Genomic DNA, 18,858 nt, shown 5'->3' on the forward strand with positions numbered 1-18,858 from the left:
CGCCAACCGCAGCCCAAAGCATCTTACAATCTGGCGGCTTTTCCTATAACAAGACAAGCCCACCACACACGCACAGCGACCACAGTTGAAGCTCAATGCTCACACAGCAACAAAGTCAGAAAGCGAGTAAACTTGCGCACTTATACTTTGATCTTACACTATGACTGACAACAGCAAGGGCAATCGCATGGCAGAAATTAATCACGCACAATTGTGTTGGGACGCACAAGGACAACCCCTTTCGAGCCAGTTTGATGATGTGTATTTTTCCAGTGCTTCAGGCCTCGCTGAAACCGAGTATGTTTTCCTTCAACACAACCAACTGCCTAGCCGTATGGCAGCCCTTAAAACAGGACAAACTTTTGTTATTGGTGAAACTGGATTTGGAACTGGATTAAACTTTCTCAGCGCATGGCAGTGTTTTAACCAGCATGCACCGGACCATACCCGCTTACACTTTATCAGTGTAGAAAAATTTCCCTTAAAACGCAGCGATCTCAGTCAAGCTCTAGCACTCTGGCCACAATTGGGCACACTGCGCGAACAACTGCTCAAACAATACTTAGCTGTTCACTCAGGCTTTCAGCATTTTAAGTTTGATCTAGGCCGTGTCACCTTGACCTTATTAATTGGTGATGTCCACGACATGCTGCAGCAATTAGATGCACAAATTGATGCTTGGTTTTTAGATGGCTTTGCTCCAGCCAAGAATCCTGACATGTGGAATGAACAAGTATTTGCACAGCTAGCGCGTTTAGCGACAACAGGTACCACCTTAGCCACCTTTACTAGCGCAGGCTTTGTACGTCGTGGGCTCATTGCTGCTGGGTTTAACATGCGACGCGTACAGGGCTTTGGACACAAACGCGAAATGCTTGCAGGCCTATACTCAGCAGAAGGATATCAAGACACAAAACACTGCCAGCCTTGGTTTGCCCGCCCCGCATCTACACCGCCCGCTCTCGCCCAACGGCATGCGATTGTAATTGGTGCCGGACTCGCTGGCTGTAGTACGGCGGCCAGCTTGGCAAGCCGCGGTTGGCGCGTTACCCTCATTGAACAGCACACACGCATCGCTCAAGAGGCTTCAGGCAATGCTCAAGGCATATTGTATTTAAAGCTATCAGCTCACCACACAGCCCTATCACGCTTTATTTTATCAGGCTTTGGTTATACACGTCGCTTATTAGAAACCCTCGATAATCCACTACAAAACCTTAAACAAGACGAATGGAGTATCTGCGGCACTTTACAACTGGCTTTTAATGACAAAGAACAGCACCGTCTAACCACTCTAGCTGAGCACTTTCCTGACGACTTGCTCTATGCTGTCACTGCAGAGCAAGCCAGCATGCAAGCTGGCGTTCCGTTACAGCATGGCGGTTTATTTTATCCTCAAGCCGGTTGGGTTCATCCACCAGCGCTGTGCCAAGCACTCAGCCAGAATCCTCTTATTGAGTTTAAAAGCGCACAACGCGCAACCACCTTGTTGCAGATGAACCAACAATGGCAAGTACATTCCGAGCACGGCCTTATCGCAGAGGCTCCGGTAGTGGTTCTTTGTAACGCAGCTAACGTTACACAATTTCAACAAACTCAACACTTACCACTCAACCCAGTGCGTGGACAAACTACCCAACTACCAAGCACAGCAGCCAGTCAATCTATTCAAACTGTCATCTGTGCTAACGGTTATATCTCACCTGCACGCCAAGGACACCATACCATTGGTGCCAGCTTCAACTTTGCACTCAACAGCCAAACAGCCTCGTTGGCCGAACATCGCAGTAACCTTGAACTATTGCATGCGATTGCTCCGTCTCTAACTCAAATCTGCCAAACAGATACGCTCGATCTTTCTCAATTGAAAGGACATGCTGCGTTTCGCAGCACTAGTATTGATTATCTGCCTTTGGTAGGTCCTGTGGCGCAGTATAACCAATTCATGCAAACCTATGCCGAGCTACGCAAAGATGCGCGTCTGCCCCAGCAGCAGCCTTGTCCTTGGCACAACGGCCTGTATGTCAATACAGCTCACGGCTCACGTGGGTTAATCAGTGCACCCTTGGCCGCTGAGTTGCTCAGCGCATGGATTTGCGCAGAACCTTTACCATTACCGGTTGATATCGCACAGCAATGTCATCCGAACCGTTTTGCTCTGCGCACTTTAATGCGTAATAAACCACAATAAAGTACACGTCCGCAGAGCATCGCCCACAGATTCTTGGTTTTCTGCTAGAATTACTGCTTCTATTGTTTACTTCTGCGTGATTAACGCTTAGAGGATTGCATGACCGTTTCTATTAAGACTCCTGACGAAATCGCAAAAATGCGCATCGCAGGCCGCTTGGCTGCTGAAGTGCTTGAAATGATTGAGGAGCACGTAAAAGTTGGCGTTACTACAGATGAACTCAACACACTCTGCCACGATTACATAGTCAATGTGCAGAAAGCTATACCAGCGCCGCTTAATTACAACGGCTTCCCAAAATCGATCTGCACCTCAGTGAACCACGTGGTGTGCCACGGTATTCCCAATGACAAGCCGCTAAAGGATGGCGATATTATTAATATCGATATTACTGTAATTAAAGATGGCTACTTTGGTGACACCAGTAAAATGTTCTTAGTCGGAAATACCCCCGAGTGGGCCAACCGACTGTGCCAAATCACTCAAGAATGTCTTTACAAAGGTATTGAACTAGTACGTCCAGGAGCACGCCTTGGCGATATTGGTGAAGTGATTCAAAAACACGCTGAAAGCAATGGGTACTCTGTAGTACGCGAGTACTGCGGTCACGGTATTGGTAAAGTTTTCCATGAAGAACCCCAAGTTTTGCACTACGGTAAGGCCGGCACTGGTTTAGAGCTCAAAGAAGGTATGACTTTTACCATTGAGCCGATGATCAACTTAGGCAAAAAAGAAACACGTCTATTAGGTGATGGTTGGACAGCAATTACGAAAGACCGCAAACTAACTGCCCAGTGGGAACACACCCTAGCAGTTACAGCAGACGGCTATGAAATTTTCACCTTACGCAACGATGAAACTTTCCCTGCCAAGTCTTCTTAATCTAGCCAAGCAGTAATGGTCGTTCATCTACTGATAGCGACCATTATCTAGCTTTATATTGATCATACCTGTGAGGTGCAATATGCGGTTGTCTTCAGATTCTGAACTCTTTGATGCCGAGTCATTTCAACAACAACTGGCAACCGATAACAACACCTTAACCACCTTCCGCAATGCCATTGAACATGCACGGATGGTACTTGATCAACGCTTCCTAGATCGCCAGTCTATTTTTGACATCGTCCATGCGCGCGCTTGGTTTATTGACCAACTGCTAATACAAGCATGGCAAGCACAAGAATGGCCAGATGCTCAACTCCCTTGTGCTATCGCCTTGGTGGCTGTTGGTGGTTATGGTCGTGCAGAACTGCACCCGCATTCAGATATTGATTTGTTGGTCTTATTAGAACATGAGCAATGCGACCACCTACATGCTAGCATCTCCAGTTTTTTAACATTTCTCTGGGATATTGGCCTTGAAGTGGGTCATAGCGTGCGCACCGTAAAACAGTGCACCGACGAAGCTCGCGATGACTTATCAATCATCACCAATTTGCTAGAAAGCCGATTGGTTTTAGGCCCCCCGGCCTTGCTCGAAAGCATGCGTGAAAAAATAGGCCCACAACACATGTGGCCCAGTGAAGCATTTTTTACTGGTAAACGTGAAGAGCAGCGCGCTCGCCACAACAAGTACAATGATACTGAATATAATCTAGAGCCTAACGTTAAAACCTCTCCAGGTGGTTTACGCGATGTCCACACCATCATGTGGGTAGCACGTCGGCGTTTTGGTATGCGCACCTTAAGCAGCCTTGAGGCGCCTGGTTTTTTAACCGCGGGTGAGTACCGCTTATTAGCACAAGCTCGAGATTTTTTATGGCAAGTCCGCTACGCCCTACACATGCTTGCTGGCCGTAATGAAGACCGCTTACTGTTGGATTTTCAGCATAAAATAGCACATATGTTTGGTTTTGAAGATGACGATAATAAACCCGCTATCGAACATTTTATGCAAAAGTACTATCGCGTCATCATGGGTATTTCACAGCTGTCTGACTTAATCAATCAGTACTTTGAGGAAACCATTTTACGTAATGATAAAGTCAGCGAACCCCCTACTCTCATCAATGAACGTTTTCGTATTCGCGGCGGCTATTTAGAAGCCTGTAGCCCTTACGTTTTTAGCGATACACCTTCAGCCATCATGGAAGTCTTTGTGTTGCTAGCCCAACACCCAGAAGTTAAAGGTGTCCACTCTAAAACAATTAGATTACTGCGTGATAGCCGCGATTTAATCGACGAAGATTTTCGTCACGACGAACGCAACATTAACCTTTTCCTGGAACTCTTTCGTTGCCAAGAAGGGGTGCATATGAATCTGCGCAGGATGAACCGCTACGGCATCTTAGGACGGTACTTACCGGAATTTGGACGCATCGTTGGGCAAATGCAACATGATCTCTTCCACATTTACACAGTCGATGCACACACTCTGAACTTAATTAAGCACTTGCGCAAATTACGCCATCCTGACTTTGCAGAAAAATACTCACTGGCCAGCGCCATTATTGGCCGCTTACCCAAGCCTGAACTGATTTATTTAGCAGGATTATTCCACGACATTGGTAAGGGGCGTGGTGGTAGCCACTCCATGATTGGCGCAGAAATTGCAGACGAGTTTTGCAAATTACACAACCTGCCCACAGCAGATCGCCGCCTCATTGTTTGGTTGGTACGCAATCACTTAGTGATGTCTGTGACAGCTCAACGTAAAGACATTTCAGATCCGGACGAAATTTATAATTTCGCAATGCTTGTTGGTGATCAAACACGCCTTGATTATCTTTACGTGCTCACCATTGCGGATATCAACGCCACCAACCCCACTCTATGGAACTCATGGCGTGCTCAACTCATGCGGCAACTTTATAGCGAAACACGTCGCGCCATTCGTCGTGGTTTAGAAAACCCGCTCGAACGCGAAGAACAGCTCACCACGCGTCAAGCCACAGCCTTGAGCTTATTGATCGAAGAAGGTGCTGACCCTAAAGAAGTGGAAGAACTGTGGAGCCATCTGGGTGATGACTATTTCTTACGTCATAGCGCTGGCGATATCGTGTGGCATTGTGCTGCTATTTTAAAACATAACGATCTGAGCGAACCTTTAGTCTTGGTCCGCGAGACTACCCAACGAGAATACGACGGAGGTACACAAATTTTCGTCTATGGCGCACATCGACATGACTTTTTTGCTGTGACAGTAACAACATTAGACCAATTAAATTTAAGTGCCTTAGATGCTCGAATCATGACCTCTAAAGGTCAGTTCAGCATTGAAAGTTATATTGTTTTAGACGCTGATGGCAGTCGTATCGGTAATGACCCTGAGCGCATTCAAGAGATCCGAAAAGGCCTCACTGCTGCCTTACGTAACCCTGTAGATTACCCTGAAATTATTCAGCGGCGTGTGCCGCGTCAGCTGAAACATTTCTCTTTCACTCCACAAATCACTATTCATAATGACGCACAACGCCCTTATACCGTAGTTGAGGTGGTTGCCCCTGACCGTCCTGGCTTGCTAGCAAGGATTGGCGGTATTTTCTTAGAGTTTAATTTAGCTTTAGTCAGTGCGAAAATTGTGACTTTAGGCGAACGTGTCGAAGACGTATTTTTTATAACCGATGCCCAAGGCTTGCCTTTATCTGACCCCGAACTTTGCCATGCACTGCAAGAAAGTATGATCGCACAACTTTCTACTGGCGCCAGCGGCACAGTGACTCATTTATCGAATGCTTTTACCTAAGGAACCCTATGAACAATCCTCTAAACGTTATGACCCTGCTCATTACGCTCGGCATATTCTGCCTAGCTTTTGGTTACAATTGGCGTGAGCGTTCTTGGGGTATCGCTTTATTGATGTTTGGCATGCTATGCATGTTTAGCTCGATTGTTTATCGCATCAGTTTAGCCATCTATTAATTTATTAGTTCAGAGGTTTTTTATGAGCGATTTAACCCTATACGGCATACGTTCCTGTGACACCATGAAAAAAGCCCGTACTTGGCTAGAAGAGCACGGGAAGGACTATACTTTTCATGACTATAAAAAGTCTGGAATCGATCAAGCACGCTTAGAAAGGTGGTGCAACGAACATGGTTGGGAAAAGCTTCTAAACCGCGCCGGCACCACCTTCCGCAAACTGGATGACGCTAGCAAGGCCGACCTCAATCAAACTAAAGCGATTGAGTTAATGCTGGAACATACCTCAATGATCAAGCGCCCTGTTCTGGACTTAGGCGATCGAACTTTAGTAGGTTTTAAATCTGAACTCTATCAAGACGCCTTTAATAGTTAGCTCACTAACCAGCCTGCTTTTGCACAAGGAAATCTTATGTCGCAATCTGTATTTAGTATCGCTTTTGGTGTCGGCACTCGCAACCGTGAAGGCCAATGGTTAGAAGTTTTGTTTCCACGCCCCTTACTGCGTCCAAGTGCGGTTTTTATAAACCGGATCAAAGACATTTTAGGCTACACGGGCGGCAACCAAGTCATTGACTTTAACTTTTCCATTGCCTCTGATTTAGCCCGCGCACTGAAGTATATCTCACCAGAACAAAGTGCCCTATTAGTACGCCTAGCGGAAAGCCACAAACCAACCGTGGCTTGTATTCTAGAGCACGACACTCCCCCAGCAACTGTCCCCGGTGCTTATCTTAAACTACAACTGATTTCACACCGCCTGTGCAAACCCCATGAAATCAATCTAACAGACCTATTTAATGTTCTACCAAATGTGGCATGGACCAATCGCGGCGCTGTAGACATTGAAGAAGTTGCTGCACTACAACTAGAAGAGCGTATTAAAGGTCGCATGTTAGAAGTATTTTCAGTAGATAAACTACCTAAGCTCACTGACTATGTTGTGCCTAAAGGGATTCACATTGCTGATGCTGCTCGTGTACGTTTAGGTGCATATGTCGGTGAAGGCACCGTTGTATTGCACGAAGGTTCTATTAATTTTAACGCTGGCACCCACGGTAGTAGCACCATTGATGGCTATATTGCTTCCGGTGTAGTGGTGGGGGCAGACTCCACCCTGCAAGGCGGCTGTTCAATGGCTAGCTCAGGTGGCCAACCACTGGTTAGTGTGGGCCATCATTGTGTCATTAACAGTCACGCCGATGTCGGCATTTCCTTGGGCAATCGCAACACTATTGAAGCTGGGCTCCACTTAACTGCAGATACAACAGTCACCGTTGTAAATAAAGCTAAACAAACTATAAAAGTAGTTGCCGCAAGCGAGTTAGCCCTTTTAGACGACTTGTCGTTCTACCGTAACACCGAAACCGGCACAGTAGAGTGCCTGAACACCGCTGAGTAAAAAACTATAAGCAAGCAGTAACGCAGTATTATTGCTTGCTTATTAAATTTATACAGCAACATTCAAAGCAGTTTTTGCTTTTTTCAACTCTGGATACTCTAGTAATGTCTTTGCCTTCTCCTTGGCGTCAGTTTTTCCCTGGTATTTTGGCACTTGATACACAGCAACAGGTTTGGCTTGATAGTGCAGCTACAGCACAAAAACCACAAGCCATGATTGACTCCTTGTGCCAGCATTATAAAAACACTGTAGCCAACGTGCACCGCGCCCAACATCAACCCGGAGAACGTGCTACACGGTCTTTTGAGGCAGCACGCAAGGACATTAAGCACTGGTTACAAGCCGATCCTCAAGACGTTCTGATTTTTACTAAAGGCACCACAGAAAGCATCAATCTACTCTGCCAAGCGTTAGCCCACCACCTACAGGCCGGTGACGAAATTCTAATCAGTGCCTATGAGCACCATGCCAACTTATTACCTTGGCAACAGTTGGCAAAAAATCTTAATCTCACCTTAACAGTATTGCCTATGGAGCCAACAGGGCACTTAGACATTGAATATGCTATAGCTCAACTTTCTACTCGCAGCCGTATTTTGGCCATCAGTGCTTTGTCGAATGTAATAGGTCACAGTCAAAACCTACAACCTTTATTGAACGCAGCTCAAAAACAAGGGGTCTGGACCTTAGTAGATGGCGCTCAAGCAGCGGTCCATCAACGCCCCAATTTGCAGTTGCTTGATTGTGATTTTTATGTGTGCTCATCACACAAACTCTATGGGCCTGATGGTGTTGGTATTTTATTAGCTCGGGAACGTTCAGTCAGAGCACTACGCCCTTGGCAGTTTGGCGGGGAAATGGTCCGTCACTGTGGTTACCACAACGCTGAATTCTTGCCTGCCCCTTTAGGCTTTGAACCTGGCACTCCCAGTATCGCTAACATTATTGCCTTTGCAGCCACTTTAAACTGGCTCAAAACATTAGATATTCACGCCATTGCTCAGCATGAAGCAACACTGCATAAGGCTGTATTAGATGGGTTACGAGCACGTGACATGCAGATTATTGGCTCGCCTAACTGCGCCTTGGTCAGTTTTAATGCCCCTAATGTGCATCACGCTGATTTAGCTCTACTACTCGGTGAGCAAGGTATTGCTGTACGTGCCGGCCATCATTGCGCCATGCCGCTGTTACAACATTTAAACTTGGCGGGTGCGCTACGCGTATCATTAGCAATGTATAACAACAGCAATGATATTGATCAATTTTTTAACGCTCTAGATCAATCCTTGGAGATTTTACAATGAGCCCGTTAAGTCCTGCCGCACAACAAGCACTTGAGCAATTTCAAGCTTGCCAGCAATGGGAACAACGCGCCCGCTTATTACTACAGTGGAGCTCTCAACTCACAGAACTTCCTAAAGACCTACGCACTGCAGAAAATCTCGTTCAAGGCTGTGAGACCCGTGTATGGCTGGTTTTAAAACAGAAAGCGGATGCAATTCATTTCGAAATGGCCTGCGAGGCTCGCTTATTGCGGGGTTTACTCGCCTTACTTTTAGTGCGCATCGAAGGACTCAATGCGGCACAAATTACCCAAATAGAGATAAACGAATGGTTTAATCAACTAGGATTAAGCCGTCAACTCTCCCCCTCTCGCAGCAACGGCTTAAATGCAGTACTAAAACGTATGGAAATGCTGCTACAAGAGATTTAGATACGGCTAAGTCGCTTAGCTAGCATATATTCTAGTTTGCGGATAGAGTTCGCAACCTACAATACCGCCAGAACTAGAGTAGAGCCTATATAGCTGCACTTCCTTACATCCCCTAAGCAACTCATTCAATCGAGTTGCTTAGCTAGTGTTTTACTATTGAGCAACAAACTTCGGTAGTTCTGCTAGCTGCACACTGACTTCTTTACGCGGGGCAATAATCAATGCTTCACCATCTACTACAATTTCATCACGCTGATTCACAACTCGAGTCGCAATGCGTACGCGAAACTTAGGAAGTTTTTCTAATATTTCTAACTGCACAGTTAATTCATCATTCAATTTAACCGGCAATTTAAACTCCATTTGTTGTCCCAAGTAAATCGTACCGGGCCCAGGTAACTCACAAGCGACAGCTGCACTAATCAGCGCACCACTAAACATACCATGTGCAATACGCTCTTTAAACATCGTGCCAGCGGCATAGGTTTCATCTAAGTGCACTGGATTACGGTCACCCGACATGCTTGCAAACATCATAATGTCATTTTCGGTAACTGATTTAGTAAAAGAAGCTTTCTGACCCACTTCTAAACTGTCATACGGTGTATTGGTACTAAGTGTCATTTAATTCTCCAATCAATCACTAGGGACGGCCTGTACTATTACAGTCCTTTGGTTGGCTAAAGCAGCCTTGATCCAATGCAAAATATCTGCTGTCACTTCAGCATGATTTATTTCTTGTAACACCTCATGCCGAGCATCGGGATATAGTCGGATATCTACCGCACGATTACCAGACTCTCGTAATGCATTTGCTAGATCAATTAAACGATACCCCCGATGAATTGGATCAGCTTCTCCACCCAAAACCAATAACGGCAACTCATTATCAATTTGCATCATGCTTTTTACTGACATAATTTTTTTTAATCCACTTAGCAAATCAAGCCATAACTGTGTCGTGCAATTAAAGCCACACAATGGATCCTTCATATAAGCAGTCACTTGGGTTGAGTCCCGGGTAAGCCAGTCCCAATGAGTACTACGCTTTTTAATCCCCCGCTGATAGGGGTAGAAAGCAACCTTATTCAACAAATTACTGCGCCCTTGCCGACCTAAACGCCAACGTTCAAAGCGAGCTAAAGCAATAGCCCCACGGTAGCGCAAAGAGAACTTAAAGTAATTAGAGCCAGATAAAATAGCACCTTGCATACTGCAACTATGCTGCATCAAGTAAGCTAGCGCGATGAAACTACCCATACCATGCCCTAGCAAGAAAATTGGAATATGCGCATGTTTAAGGCGAATATAATGATTTAGGCAACACAAATCATCGACCACTGCCTCCCACCCCCTCTCATCAGCGAAATGACCTAGCGCCGCCTCTACAGCACTCAGGCCATGGCCACGCTGATCCAACGCATAAACCTCCACGCCTTGCTCGGATAAGGTTTGGGCAAAACGAGCATAACGCAGGCTATGTTCAGCCATGCCATGGGCAACCATGATAATTGCTCGTGGTGACTGCTCACTGAACCAATGATTGACATAAAGTTGCGTTGAGTCATTGGCAGTTAACCAAAATGCTTCATGGCGCATGCCTACTTCCTCCTGTAGACGGGTAATGCTCTATTGTATTACCTATACATCCCCTTAAGGAGAAACTCAAAAGAGAAAGTTTATGAACAAAAGTTAAATACCAGTCGAAAAAGTGACCAGAAAGCCTGATTTTGTACTAGTCCCAATTTTGTAAAGCTGCTAATCTGCCATTGTTTGCTATGAAATAATAAGAGCAAAGCAAAACTAACCATAACAACAGACCTTTAGATGAGATGATTGACAAGAGCACGCAATTCAATGATTTTTAAGCATAGAATCGTGTTACACCATAGACACCCTTACGCGTAAACTGGCTGCAGTTTGGACTTATAGTCCTCATCGCTAAAAACAGTTTATTTATATATCGTGTGTTTTTGTTAAACACTTCAATAAGGCAAATCGAGCTATTGCTTAGGAGTTGACTTGCATGAACGAAAACTTCTGGAAAGACAAATACCCAGAGGGAGTTCCCACTGAAATCGATCCCGATCAATACCCTAATATTCAAGCGGTATTGAAGGATTCCTGCGAGCGTTTTGCCGATAAACCTGCATTTACTAATTTAGGTAAAACACTCACTTACGGTGATCTTTATAAACTTTCTGGGGATTTCGCCGCATGGTTACAAAACCATACTGATTTAGAACCAGGCGATCGTATTGCAGTACAACTGCCTAACGTCTTACAGTATCCAGTAGTTGTTTTTGGTGCTATACGTGCAGGCTTAGTCATTGTAAATACCAACCCACTGTATACCACTCGAGAGATGGAACATCAGTTCAATGACTCAGGTGCTAAAGCACTAGTCTGCTTAGCTAACATGGGCCATTTAGCAGAAAAGGTCATCCCCAAAACTGAGATTCAAACAGTGGTTATCACTGAGGTGGGTGATTTTTTACCACCGTTTAAACGTTTCCTCGTTAATAATGTAGTCAAATATGTTAAGAAAATGGTGCCTGCATTCCATATTCCTAACGCACAAAAACTCAATGATATTTTAGCTCTCGGCAGTAAAAAAGCTGCTCGAAACGCAAATCCAGACTCAGGCGATCTTGCTGTACTGCAATACACCGGTGGTACCACAGGTGTTGCTAAGGGCGCCATGCTCACTCACCGCAATCTAATCGCAAATATGCTTCAAGCCAAGGCAGTGATGGCTTCCAATTTAGGAGAAGGCACCGAAACTATTGTTGCCCCTTTACCCCTGTACCATATTTATGCCTTCACCTTCCATTGCATGGCAATGATGATGACAGGAAATAACAACTTGCTGATCACCAACCCTCGTGATTTACCCAGCATGATCAAAGACTTGAAAAACAATAAATTCACTGGCTTTGTTGGTTTAAATACACTGTTTGCCGCATTATGCAACAACAGTGATTTCCGAAAATTGAATTTTTCCAATTTAAAAATGACAGTATCGGGCGGCATGGCTCTACAAATAGCCACGGCAGAACGCTGGACTGAAGTCACAGGCTCTCAAGTGTGCGAAGGTTTCGGTATGACCGAAACCAGCCCAATCGCTACGGTCAACCCCATCCAAAATATCAAGTTAGGCACCATTGGTATTCCCGTGTCTTCAACCTTATGTAAGGTGATTGACGAAGATGGTAAGGAACTGCCTTTAGGTGAAACTGGAGAGCTGTGCGTAAAAGGGCCCCAAGTGATGAAAGGTTATTGGTTGCAAGAAGATGCCACCAAAGAAGTCCTAGATGAAGACGGTTGGTTACGCACAGGTGACATTGGAATCATTCAAGAAGATGGTTATATTCGCTTGGTAGACCGCAAAAAAGATATGATTTTAGTGTCTGGTTTCAACGTTTACCCCAATGAGTTGGAGGATGTACTTGCAACGTTACCAGGTGTTTTACAAAGTGCAGCAATTGGTATTCCCGACGAGAAGTCAGGTGAAGCTATTAAAGTCTTTATCACCGTACGCCCAGGCGATAGCTTAACCAAAGAGCAAGTGATTGCACATATGCGTAGTAACTTAACTGGCTATAAAGTCGCTCGCCACGTGGAGTTCCGTGACGAACTTCCAGTCACTAATGTCGGAAAAATCCTTCGCCGTCAGTTGCGCGATGAAGAACTAAAAAAAACATCTGATGCAAATCAGTAGCTACTCTTAACCAGACCAATAACACACAAAAAAGGCCTCGTATCGAGGCCTTTTTTGTACCCAATCCATTTAACCCCGAGGATGATGCTCACTATGAATAGCCTGCAAACGAGCACTAGCCACATGGGTGTAAATCTGTGTAGTTGATAGATCACTGTGTCCAAGTAACATCTGCACCACTCGCAAATCAGCCCCATGATTTAACAAATGGGTTGCAAACGCATGACGCAAAGTGTGTGGTGATAAAGGCTTAGTGATGCCTGCTGCTTGAGCGTGTAATTTAACTCGATGCCAAAATGTTTGCCGCGTCATCTGTCGCCCTCGCTGACTAGGGAACACTATATCCGTGGCTGCCGCACTGAGCAGCTCATTACGTCCCTGTTTAAGGTACAGGGCAAGCCAATCCAAAGCCGTTTCTCCTAACGGTACCAAGCGTTCCTTAGATCCTTTTCCGATCACACGTACAATACCTTGACGCATGTTCAGTTGATCCAAGGTTAGACCTACGAGCTCCGTCACTCGTAAACCACTGGCATACAAAACCTCAAGCATGCAACGATCCCGTAAACCAAGCACTTCGTCCACATCAGGCGCAGCCAACAAAGCCTCAACATCTGCTTCAGACAAAGTGTCTGGCAGAGCACGCCCTATTTGTGGGAGTTCAACCTGCAAGGTTGGGTTTTCAATGAGCGAACCCTCTTCCAATAAAAACTGATAAAAACTACGCGCACCAGATAAGAACCGCGCACTAGAGCGAGCTTTATAGCCTTGCTCCAAACGCCAACCTAAATATTCCAGTAAAGTTTCACGACGAACATCTTGCAAACGCAAGCCCTGTGGCTGTAACCATAAAGCAAACTGTTCAAGATCACTACGATACGCCATACGAGTGTTTTCAGACAATCCGCGCTGCAGCCAAGCCGCATCTAAAAAACGCATTAACGCTGATAAATCAGGCTGCACATGAGTTGTCATTTTCGTAACACCTTGAATTTTTATGATTAAATATCGCAGGTTGTAGCGCATAGAAAATATGCACCTATCATGCGAGCCACACTACTGCAGATTAACAGTTTCAGAGCGACTGCAATAACCTAGTCATACCCCACCTCCACACTAGCCGTATAACACTCATTGAGCGTTGGCATATGTTGGTAGTTTCTTAAAAGCCCAATGGATACACACCCTAGCTTAAAAAATATACCCCTAAAACAACAAAGCAGCCTTAAGGCTGCTTTGTTTTGAAACACTGGAGAATTAACGTGCCAGCTTTTCTTTAATACGTGCTGCTTTACCAGACAGAGCACGCAAGTAGTACAGTTTCGCTTTACGTACATCACCACGACGTTTAACAGCGATGCTGTCAACCAACGGGCTGTAAGTTTGGAACGTACGCTCAACGCCTACGCCACTAGAAATTTTACGAACAGTGAATGCACTGTTGATACCACGATTACGCTTAGCAATTACAACACCTTCATAGGCCTGTAAGCGCTGACGATCACCTTCACGTACTTTTACTTGAACAACTACAGTATCACCCGCAGCGAATGCAGGGATTTCTTTGTTCATTTGTTCAGCTTCAAGCTGCTGAATAATTTTGTTAGTCATGCTGTGCTCCTGAAGGCAAATCTTTATGATTTACCATCGATACGTTAATTAACTATCGTTCTGTTGGCGAAAGTACTCATCCAACAGCATTTTCTCTTCTCCAGAAAGCGAGCGGCTATCCAGAAGATCAGCGCGACGCTCTGCAGTACGCCCAAGGGCTTGTTGCAATCGCCAGCGCCGGATATGTTCGTGATTCCCACTGAGTAGGACCTGCGGAACATCTTTGCCTGCATACCTAACCGGTCGCGTGTAATGCGGGCAGTCGAGAAGTCCATCGCTAAATGAATCTTCTTGTGCGGAGTCTGCATGGTTTAAAGCACCAGGCAGTAACCGCGTAACAGCATCAATTAACACCATTGCCGGCAGTTCCCCACCAGACAATACATAGTCGCCAATTGACCATTCTTCATCCACGTAAGTTTCAATGAAACGTTCGTCGATACCTTCATAGCGCCCTGCAATAAGGATTAAGGCATCCTCTTTGGCTAGCGCACTGACCGCTGCTTGTTTCAGCTGACGGCCTTGCGGCGACAGGTAAATTACCTTAGCCGGTCCTCCAACAGATTGCTTCGCCGCAGCTAATGCATCCTCTAGAGGTTTGATCTTCATCACCATACCAGGACCACCACCAAAGGGACGGTCATCAACAGTCTGATGTCGATCTTCAGTAAAACTACGAGGATTCCAGCACTTGAGCTGTAGTAACCCCTGCTTTACTGCACGACTGGTAATGCCATACTCGGTAATTGCAGCAAACATCTCTGGAAAGAGACTGATAACTTCAACGCGCAAAGCATTTACTCATTAAAAATCTGCATCCCATTCGACATGCATCTCGCCTGCTGTCAAATCCACCGACTGTACACACTGCTCTGTATAAGGCAGTAACCGCTCTTGATCATCAAGGCTGCCAGCACAAGGCTTAACCACCAAGACATCATTTGCACCAGTCTCTAATAAATGGTCAACAATCCCAAACAGTTGTTGGTCTTGATTGATCACCTTTAAACCTTCAAGCTCGTGCCAGTAATACTCGCCCTCTGGCAATTTAGGCAACTCACTACGGTGAACACAAATTTCGTAATTTGTCAGAGTGCGTGCAATTTCACGATCATCCAAACCCTCAATTTTTGCCACCAGCGACTTACCTTGCAGACGGCCACTGGCCAACTTCACTTGCTTAATATCTTGGCCACGGCGTAAATGCCAAACCGGATAATCAAGCAGGTTTTCCATCGACTCCGTAAAAGAATGCACCTTTACTTCGCCGCGCACACCATGCACAGCACCAACTTTGCCGAGAACGACCAGTTCATCTGCGTCAGGGAGTGATGTACTCATAGTCAATTAAGCAGTTGCTTCTTGAGCAGTTTCTGCTTTCTTTAACAGCTGAGCAACGCGCTCAGAAGGCTGTGCGCCTTGACCTAACCAATAGTTAGCGCGCTCTTGATCAACAGACAAACGAACTTCACCACCTGTTGCGATTGGGTTAAAGAAACCGATGCGCTCAATGAAACGGCCATTACGCGCTTTGCGGCTATCAGCCACTGTCAGATGGTAGAACGGGCGCTTTTTAGAGCCACCACGAGCCAGACGAATAGTTACCATTAAACTTATTTCCTTTATGTGTATTACAATCAAAACGAGCCAAAGAACATGCATGGCCCGAAAGGCCGCATATTCTAATGGCTATCTGCTACTTTGCATAGGCTTATTTTCTAAGTCTGCGCAGTAGTTACATTCGAGGCAGCTTACCCACCCCTGGTATCATCCCGCCAAGGCCGCGCATCATCTTGCTCATACCGCCTTTGCTGGTGAATTTTTTCATCATTTTTTGCATTTGTTTATGCTGTTTAATTAATCGTCCAACGTCCTGAACCTGAGTCCCAGACCCCTTGGCAATACGTCGGCGCCGTGATCCACTGATGATTTCAGGATCACGGCGTTCAGCTGGAGTCATCGAGTTAATAATCGACTCCATCTGCTTAAATTGCTTTTCAGCTGCGCCTTGAGCACCACCCATTTGCGCTAAATTCATGCCCCCCATCTGAGGCATTTTTTCTAGCAGGCTGCTCATGCCGCCCATTTTATTCATTTGCTGCAACTGATCACGGAAATCTTCCAGATCAAAACCCTTGCCTTTCTTAAGCTTCTTCGTCAGCTTCTCAGCTTTATCTTTATCGATCGTTTGTTCAGCTTGTTCAATCAAGCTCAGAACATCACCCATCCCTAGAATACGTGAAGCAATGCGATCAGGGTGAAACGGATCTAAAGCATCAGATTTCTCACCCATTCCTAAGAACTTAATGGGCTTACCAGTAATCGCACGTACCGACAGTGCGGCACCACCACGAGCATCACCATCCACTTTAGTCAATACCACGCCCGTCAAAGGCAGAGCATCATTAAAAGCTTTAGCTGTATTCGCTGCATCCTGCCCGGTCATGGCATCAACAACAAATAGCGTCTCAATAGGATTAATCGCAGCGTGCAATTGGCTAATTTCCGCCATCATTTCGCTATCAATAGCTAAACGACCGGCAGTATCTACCAACACCACATCAATAAATTTAAGCTTAGCTTCTTTTACCGCAGCTAGAGCAATGGCTTCAGGCTTCTGACTGATGTCAGATGGAAAGAAAGTTACGCCCACTTCATTGGCTAAAGTTTCTAACTGTTTAATCGCTGCAGGACGGTAAACGTCCGCAGATACCACCATGACACTTTTCTTCTTACGCTCTTTTAAAAAGCGCGCCAGCTTACCAACAGTGGTCGTTTTACCCGCACCTTGCAGACCAGCCATTAGAATGACTGCAGGCGGTGCTGCATTGAGAGCGAGGTCTTCGTTGGCCTCCCCCATTAAGCTTTCCAGTTCAGCCTGGACAATCTTAATAAAAGCCTGGCCTGGCGAAAGGCTACGAGATACTTCTGTACCCACAGCACGATCACGCACCGAGTTCACAAAATCTTTTACCACAGGCAAGGCCACATCGGCCTCAAGTAACGCCATGCGCACTTCACGTAAGGTGTCTTTGATATTGTCTTCGCTCAATCGAGCCTTACCAGTAACATGGCGTAGCGTTTGCGATAAGCGATCGGAAAGATTGTCGAACATGCAAAGTCCTCAACATGGATGCAGCAACAGCGCGCAAGTCATAGTTAACGCTGATAAATTATAAACTGTTGCAAGGCGGTTGTTACTATAATCGGTAGAGTATAACCGATCCTACGACGCTCGGCAGCGCCCCTCATCAAGTTTGATTAAATTACCTCGCCTTAAGGAAATTTTTTATGTCCAGCAGCACACCGGCCCTGTTACTTGCTTCCAGTTCCATTTATCGGCGCGAACTTCTGTCACGCCTGCAATTACCCTTTACCTGTCACAGCCCGAATCTTGACGAGTCACCACTACCCAATGAAACACCGCTCGAACTGGCACAACGCTTAGCTCTAAGTAAAGCTCGCGCTTTAGCTAAACAATATCCAGAACATCTGATCATCGGTTCAGACCAAGTAGCCGTGCTCGACAATACTATTATCGGCAAGCCGCATCATGCCCAAGCCGCTTTTAACCAGTTACGCAGCGCCAGCGGCCGAAGCGTCAGTTTTCTAACTGCTATTGCTGTATTAGATACTCGGGCCAAAACTAAAGAAAACATCGAACAAGTTGACTGCATCCCTTTCACTGTACATTTTCGCTCATTAAGCGACGCACAAATTTGGCGTTATATTGACAAAGAGCAACCTTTCGACTGTGCAGGCAGTTTCAAATCTGAAGGGTTAGGGGTCAGCTTATTTGAAGCAACTGAAGGCACTGATGCCACGAGTTTAATAGGGTTACCACTGATACGCCTGTGCGACATGCTCAACACTTGCGGAATAAGCATTCCATGAGCATCTGCGCAAACACCGAGTGTAAGCCTGTCGCCAAACATCAGCTCACTCTTAACCTTAGTCATAGCCGAAGCGTTTTCTGCTTCAAAATATAGATCGAAGCCCCTACTGCACAAACTAACAATGCCAAGCGTGCCCACCAAAGAGGAACGAACCATAAAGAGAGTATGATACTGAACCACATCAATGTTAAAGCCCAAACTTTACCTTTGAGCGGCAAACCCTCTCCTTCCAAATAGCCACGGATCCATGGCCCCAGACGAGGGTGCAAAACAAGCCATAAGTAAAAGCGTTTAGAGCTTCGGGCAAAGCAAGCGGCAGCCAACAGCAAGAAAGGTGTTGTCGGTAAGACTGGTAAAAAAATACCCAACACACCAAGAAGCACACAAAAACAACCACAAGCAAACAGCAGATAACGTAATGTACGACTGCGAGTGATCTGCTGTTGCAGCTCACGCATA

The 18,858-nt window shown here is 45.7% G+C and carries 19 protein-coding genes; 10 read left to right on the forward strand and 9 right to left on the reverse strand.

The genetic code is table 11. The annotated features are described in order from the left end of the window. Nucleotides 1–187: 187 nt before the first annotated feature. The 8 genes from mnmC (at nucleotide 188) to TOI97_RS00705 (ending at nucleotide 9,171) form a co-directional block, all read left to right on the forward strand. Nucleotides 188–2,191 (forward strand): bifunctional tRNA (5-methylaminomethyl-2-thiouridine)(34)-methyltransferase MnmD/FAD-dependent 5-carboxymethylaminomethyl-2-thiouridine(34) oxidoreductase MnmC, encoded by a 2,004-nt coding sequence (gene mnmC, locus TOI97_RS00670; RefSeq protein ID WP_321552201.1) that lies wholly within the window; start codon nucleotides 188–190, stop codon nucleotides 2,189–2,191. Between the two features lie 99 nt (nucleotides 2,192–2,290). Continuing rightward, entirely contained in the window at nucleotides 2,291–3,073 is a 783-nt protein-coding gene (gene map / locus TOI97_RS00675; protein WP_321552202.1) for a type I methionyl aminopeptidase, read from the forward strand. 82 nt (nucleotides 3,074–3,155) lie between these two features. Continuing rightward, a complete protein-coding gene (locus tag TOI97_RS00680) occupies nucleotides 3,156–5,876 on the forward strand; it encodes a [protein-PII] uridylyltransferase (RefSeq protein ID WP_321552203.1) in 2,721 nt (906 codons plus the stop codon). Nucleotides 5,877–5,884: 8 nt separating this feature from the next. Continuing rightward, entirely contained in the window at nucleotides 5,885–6,052 is a 168-nt protein-coding gene (locus tag TOI97_RS00685; protein WP_321552204.1) for a hypothetical protein, read from the forward strand. A gap of 22 nt (nucleotides 6,053–6,074) precedes the next feature. Beyond that, a complete protein-coding gene (locus tag TOI97_RS00690; RefSeq protein ID WP_321552205.1) occupies nucleotides 6,075–6,428 on the forward strand; it encodes an ArsC family reductase in 354 nt (117 codons plus the stop codon). 36 nt (nucleotides 6,429–6,464) lie between these two features. Then, the gene (locus tag TOI97_RS00695; RefSeq protein WP_321552206.1) at nucleotides 6,465–7,454 is read left to right on the forward strand and encodes a 2,3,4,5-tetrahydropyridine-2,6-dicarboxylate N-succinyltransferase; all 990 of its coding nucleotides are present in this window, start codon (nucleotides 6,465–6,467) and stop codon (nucleotides 7,452–7,454) included. 104 nt (nucleotides 7,455–7,558) lie between these two features. Beyond that, entirely contained in the window at nucleotides 7,559–8,761 is a 1,203-nt protein-coding gene (locus TOI97_RS00700; RefSeq protein WP_321552207.1) for an aminotransferase class V-fold PLP-dependent enzyme, read from the forward strand. Then, the gene (locus TOI97_RS00705; protein ID WP_321552208.1) at nucleotides 8,758–9,171 is read left to right on the forward strand and encodes a SufE family protein; all 414 of its coding nucleotides are present in this window, start codon (nucleotides 8,758–8,760) and stop codon (nucleotides 9,169–9,171) included. Before TOI97_RS00700 ends, TOI97_RS00705 begins: the two co-directional genes overlap by 4 nt. A gap of 153 nt (nucleotides 9,172–9,324) precedes the next feature. Here the strand turns inward: TOI97_RS00705 and TOI97_RS00710 are convergent, their stop codons facing one another. Together TOI97_RS00710 and TOI97_RS00715 are read right to left on the reverse strand one after the other, a co-directional pair. Beyond that, a complete protein-coding gene (locus TOI97_RS00710) occupies nucleotides 9,325–9,795 on the reverse strand; it encodes a MaoC family dehydratase (protein WP_321552209.1) in 471 nt (156 codons plus the stop codon). A gap of 12 nt (nucleotides 9,796–9,807) precedes the next feature. Beyond that, complete coding sequence (locus TOI97_RS00715) at nucleotides 9,808–10,770, reverse strand: alpha/beta hydrolase (RefSeq protein ID WP_321552210.1); 963 nt, start codon at nucleotides 10,768–10,770, stop codon at nucleotides 9,808–9,810. A gap of 427 nt (nucleotides 10,771–11,197) precedes the next feature. Between TOI97_RS00715 and fadD1 the strand changes: the two genes are divergently transcribed. Beyond that, nucleotides 11,198–12,892 carry a long-chain-fatty-acid--CoA ligase FadD1 gene (fadD1, locus tag TOI97_RS00720; RefSeq protein ID WP_321552211.1) on the forward strand — a complete coding sequence of 565 codons (1,695 nt, stop codon included), beginning with the start codon at nucleotides 11,198–11,200 and terminating at the stop codon, nucleotides 12,890–12,892. Between the two features lie 69 nt (nucleotides 12,893–12,961). Here the strand turns inward: fadD1 and xerD are convergent, their stop codons facing one another. The 6 genes from xerD to ffh form a co-directional block, all read right to left on the reverse strand. Beyond that, nucleotides 12,962–13,867 (reverse strand): site-specific tyrosine recombinase XerD, encoded by a 906-nt coding sequence (gene xerD / locus TOI97_RS00725; RefSeq protein ID WP_321552212.1) that lies wholly within the window; start codon nucleotides 13,865–13,867, stop codon nucleotides 12,962–12,964. Nucleotides 13,868–14,149: 282 nt separating this feature from the next. Further along, complete coding sequence (gene rplS, locus TOI97_RS00730) at nucleotides 14,150–14,503, reverse strand: 50S ribosomal protein L19 (protein WP_321552213.1); 354 nt, start codon at nucleotides 14,501–14,503, stop codon at nucleotides 14,150–14,152. A 48-nt stretch (nucleotides 14,504–14,551) separates the two neighbouring features. Then, nucleotides 14,552–15,295, reverse strand: a complete 744-nt coding sequence (gene trmD, locus TOI97_RS00735; RefSeq protein ID WP_321552214.1) for a tRNA (guanosine(37)-N1)-methyltransferase TrmD — start codon at nucleotides 15,293–15,295, stop codon at nucleotides 14,552–14,554. A gap of 12 nt (nucleotides 15,296–15,307) precedes the next feature. Further along, nucleotides 15,308–15,844, reverse strand: coding sequence for a ribosome maturation factor RimM (gene rimM / locus TOI97_RS00740; protein WP_321552215.1), 537 nt, complete (start codon nucleotides 15,842–15,844; stop codon nucleotides 15,308–15,310). Nucleotides 15,845–15,850: 6 nt separating this feature from the next. Further along, nucleotides 15,851–16,111: a 30S ribosomal protein S16 gene (gene rpsP, locus TOI97_RS00745; RefSeq protein WP_321552216.1), complete on the reverse strand. Its 261-nt coding sequence runs from the start codon at nucleotides 16,109–16,111 to the stop codon at nucleotides 15,851–15,853. 127 nt (nucleotides 16,112–16,238) lie between these two features. Continuing rightward, nucleotides 16,239–17,618 carry a signal recognition particle protein gene (ffh, locus tag TOI97_RS00750; protein ID WP_321552217.1) on the reverse strand — a complete coding sequence of 460 codons (1,380 nt, stop codon included), beginning with the start codon at nucleotides 17,616–17,618 and terminating at the stop codon, nucleotides 16,239–16,241. A gap of 176 nt (nucleotides 17,619–17,794) precedes the next feature. On the opposite strand from ffh, the gene TOI97_RS00755 reads away from it, so the two are divergent. Continuing rightward, nucleotides 17,795–18,397, forward strand: coding sequence for a Maf family protein (locus TOI97_RS00755; RefSeq protein WP_321552218.1), 603 nt, complete (start codon nucleotides 17,795–17,797; stop codon nucleotides 18,395–18,397). A gap of 61 nt (nucleotides 18,398–18,458) precedes the next feature. On the opposite strand, the gene TOI97_RS00760 is transcribed toward TOI97_RS00755, so the two are convergent. Next, nucleotides 18,459–18,857 (reverse strand): YbaN family protein, encoded by a 399-nt coding sequence (locus tag TOI97_RS00760; protein WP_321552219.1) that lies wholly within the window; start codon nucleotides 18,855–18,857, stop codon nucleotides 18,459–18,461. Nucleotide 18,858 lies beyond the last annotated feature (1 nt).

Source organism: Denitrificimonas halotolerans (assembly GCF_034259425.1).
GTDB classification, from domain to species: Bacteria; Pseudomonadota; Gammaproteobacteria; order Pseudomonadales; family Pseudomonadaceae; genus Denitrificimonas; species Denitrificimonas halotolerans.